Annotated in this window: 4 protein-coding genes and 3 pseudogenes; all 7 read right to left on the minus strand. The window is 31.2% G+C overall.

Translation table 11 applies throughout. The features are described from left to right. Positions 1–21: 21 nt before the first annotated feature. Positions 22–150 (minus strand): annotated as a pseudogene (locus tag PSF16_RS16945) (IS5/IS1182 family transposase); the annotation flags it as partial. A 9-nt stretch (positions 151–159) separates the two neighbouring features. Further along, positions 160–378, minus strand: a pseudogene (locus tag PSF16_RS16950) (hypothetical protein); the annotation flags it as partial. Further along, a pseudogene (locus PSF16_RS16955) lies at positions 377–559 on the minus strand (DegT/DnrJ/EryC1/StrS family aminotransferase); the annotation flags it as partial. The pseudogenes PSF16_RS16950 and PSF16_RS16955, both read right to left, overlap by 2 nt. Continuing rightward, positions 552–1496 carry a GNAT family N-acetyltransferase gene (locus tag PSF16_RS16960; protein ID WP_272689758.1) on the minus strand — a complete coding sequence of 315 codons (945 nt, stop codon included), beginning with the start codon at positions 1494–1496 and terminating at the stop codon, positions 552–554. The pseudogene PSF16_RS16955 and the gene PSF16_RS16960, both read right to left, overlap by 8 nt. Positions 1497–1498: 2 nt before the next feature. Continuing rightward, a complete protein-coding gene (locus PSF16_RS16965) occupies positions 1499–1972 on the minus strand; it encodes an acyltransferase (protein ID WP_272689759.1) in 474 nt (157 codons plus the stop codon). Then, positions 1959–2846: a hypothetical protein gene (locus PSF16_RS16970; RefSeq protein WP_272689760.1), complete on the minus strand. Its 888-nt coding sequence runs from the start codon at positions 2844–2846 to the stop codon at positions 1959–1961. Before PSF16_RS16970 ends, PSF16_RS16965 begins: the two co-directional genes overlap by 14 nt. Then, positions 2846–3235, minus strand: coding sequence for a sugar 3,4-ketoisomerase (locus tag PSF16_RS16975; RefSeq protein ID WP_272689761.1), 390 nt, complete (start codon positions 3233–3235; stop codon positions 2846–2848). Before PSF16_RS16975 ends, PSF16_RS16970 begins: the two co-directional genes overlap by 1 nt. Between the last annotated feature and the right edge of the window lies 1 nt (position 3236).

Consider the following 3236-nt stretch of genomic DNA (forward strand, 5'->3'; position numbering starts at 1 on the left):
AATTTTAGTTGACCACTACACGTTCATTGCAGCGCGATTATCAACCCGCTTGCGGTGCGTACCCAGCGGGTGTTGAGTTCTATGCTCCGGGATGAGAGGAGCCATTTTCTCCCAGAGTTCATCACTGATTTGCCACTTGTTACCCACCATGCTTTGCCCTCATAAATTATCATTATGTATTATCTGACAATTCCTTTTGGGATAGGTTCTTAAGATCACACCCGTAATTTCGATATCGTTTTGCTTAAAGCGTTTGAGCGATAGCTCAATATCTTTCACCGTGTTCACACCATAATAGGCGATAAGCAATGAGGTCCCAACGTACTTACCAATAATAGCTGAGTCGGTGATTGCCAGTATTGGCGCAGTATCAATCATCTAAGCCATTTGCCACCCCAATAGTATATTTAGTACCACAGTAAGTAGAAAAATTATGTTCAAATTCTTCTAGCTCTTTTCCCATTATATACCATCCTGAATCAATTACTCTTGAACAGACTTCTTTTAATTCATTTTGATACTGTCTATTTATATCTTTTAAATTTAAAAAATTAATCATTTGATTTTATCTCGAAAAAGTCATGTGTAACGGCTCTAGCACCAAAGCCTTCCTTTTGAGCAATTAGCCCTTCATTTAAATCTTTTCCTTGATTTTCATTTGAAATACCAAAGTCAAAATATTCTTTTGATGCATATACTTCTTTTACTAGGTAATCAATTAACCCATCTAATGCACCAACTTCTCTACCATCATAAGTATTGTATAAATATTGAGTGTGAGCCACATCTGACACTTCAAATATAACAGCTCCAGATACTGGTTTATTATTATATATGGCCGTATAAAATTTTATATTGTTTGGAAACTTTTCATGAAGATCTTTTATCTCACTTGCTGAGTGCGTAGGTTTTACATTATGATTATTAGATAAAACCATCTCTAAACTTTCCCAAAATTCATCAATATTTTCTGTTTTTGAATATACTAATCCACTTTCCTTGGCTTTTTTCAGTATCCACTTTCTACCTTTAGAGTACTTTATCTGATTTTTAATTCTTATGGTTGATGACACATCCCGCCTGATTAATTTTGCATCAACTCTAAATAAGCCATACAAATCTTCATCATTTGGCATGTTGTTATATATATAAGGGATTTTTTTATAAATTAATGAGCTATAGTTATTGTTTTTTAAATATTCTTTTATGGAATTAAATATTTTTAATATATCTTTTTGTTTTACAGATGGCTTCATTAGTAATCCACCAAATGTCAGTCCTTGATGAGAATATATAGTATTATTACTCATGTTTGCGGGGAGGAGTGCTAGCAGAGTATTTTTTTCATCAAAAAACATTAATGAATGGTCTGTAAATCTTTCAGAGTGATAATCCATATATTCTCGATAGAAGAAAAAATGTTCACTTTTAATTAGTTTAACAAACTCATTCCAAATAATTTTATCATTAGAGGTATATTGTTTTATAGTAATCATATTTATTTTAATTTCTTAATAAGTCTAGCTGGGTTTCCAGCTATTACGGAATAATCATCAAAGCTATCTTTAACTAAGCTATTTGCTGCAACAACACAAAATTTACCCAGCGTGACTCCAGGTAGAATGACTGAGTTGACACCGAGCCAACTATGTTCGCCAATATAAACACTAGCTTTTTCTATAGGGTAAAACTCCTGCATTAATTCGCTAGCGTTTGGTCCCGAGTCACTCATAATACAAACATTTTGAGCAATGCTGACATTGTTCATTATAGTTATTTTTGCTGAAAATCCACTAATAAAACAGTTCATGCCAATATAAACATCACGATGGATCTCAAGAATATTTTGTGATGAGCCAAATATAGAACAATTTTTTGAGATTTTTACATTATCATGTATTTCAATATTATTGATAGATGTTGATGTATCAATGTTAACATTTTCACCTAATTTAATGTTACTGGTTATCATTTTTCTCTATATATCCTTTAATTAAATTAGCAATGTATTTAACATCTTCAATTTCTAGCTTATGATGACAGGGCAAAAAAAATGCTTTATTTTCATAAAAAACACTACACTCAATGAAGTTACTCTGAAGATATATTTTCATATTTTGTAGATAGTCTAAAGATTTGTCTATCCTAAAAACAAAAGCGCCAGGAGACTCATTTTTATCATAATTAAAATATGGAGATATATCCAATTTCGCTAGTTCATTAATATAATGATTTTCTACTATTTTTCTTTTTTTAAAAAAATTGAAAATATCTTCACGGTATTTTTGATATAGCAAATGATAATTTTCATTGTTTTTTACTTTTAGTGCTTCTTTTGAGAGTAATAACCCGCCACCATTTAATGGAAGAAATTTTGATAAACTAAAAATAGCTGCATCACCTTGAATGACATCTGTGTAATATAATGCTGAAAAACTATGAGCAAAATCTTCTAATATTGGAATATTGTACTTGTATAACTCTTTAATATGTGGATAGAATTTCCCGAATTCATGTATAATTATTATACATTTGGTCTTATTAGTAATCCCTCGTGCCCATTTACAGATTTTTTCTATAGTAGATGTTACACAGGCACTAACATAGTATGATGATGTTGTTGTTATAATTGCAACCTCATCTTCTTTTTTTAACTGTAAATTTTTGAGGTAGAATTGAATTGCTTCTCTACCTGATCCCGTATAATATTCGTTATAGCCATTTTTGATTGGTTCACATTTAGATTTATCTAGGTGAGCTTGGCTAATATATTGTATGGTCTTGGCATAGTCTGATGTTTCAAATGGGCTAATTCGATAAACTGGACTAAGAAAAAAAGTATTCATTATTTATTCCTAGCTATAAAATCGTTGTAGTTTCTTATATAGTCATTTTCATCATAGTGGTCACTCGCTAAAACCACAATAATACAGTCTTCTGAAAAATCATACATTTCATGCCACTGCATTGGTTCAATTAATAAGCCCGTATGAGGACAATTTAAAATAATTTCTTCTTTATTTTTGCCATCATCCATAACAAAACGGCAGCTTCCACGGACACATATAGCGAGCTGTTTTAACTCTTTATGAGCATGAAATCCACGTGAAACCCCATCTTTAGTGCCAAAGATGTAATAAATACGTTTAATTTCAAATGGAATATTTTTATTTTGCTCTAATGAAACCAGCGAACCTCTATCATCACCAAGTTTCTTAAATTCAATCGTATTCACT

Source organism: Providencia sp. PROV033 (genome assembly GCF_028484855.1).
In the GTDB taxonomy this organism is placed as follows: domain Bacteria; phylum Pseudomonadota; class Gammaproteobacteria; order Enterobacterales; family Enterobacteriaceae; genus Providencia; species Providencia alcalifaciens.

Excerpts from the sequence above, each read along its gene's own strand:
- PSF16_RS16960 (WP_272689758.1), bottom strand. The coding sequence starts at position 1,496 with ATGATTACTATAAAACAATATACCTCTAATGATAAAATTATTTGGAAT.
- PSF16_RS16965 (WP_272689759.1), bottom strand. The coding sequence starts at position 1,972 with ATGATAACCAGTAACATTAAATTAGGTGAAAATGTTAACATTGATACA.
- PSF16_RS16970 (WP_272689760.1), bottom strand. The coding sequence starts at position 2,846 with ATGAATACTTTTTTTCTTAGTCCAGTTTATCGAATTAGCCCATTTGAA.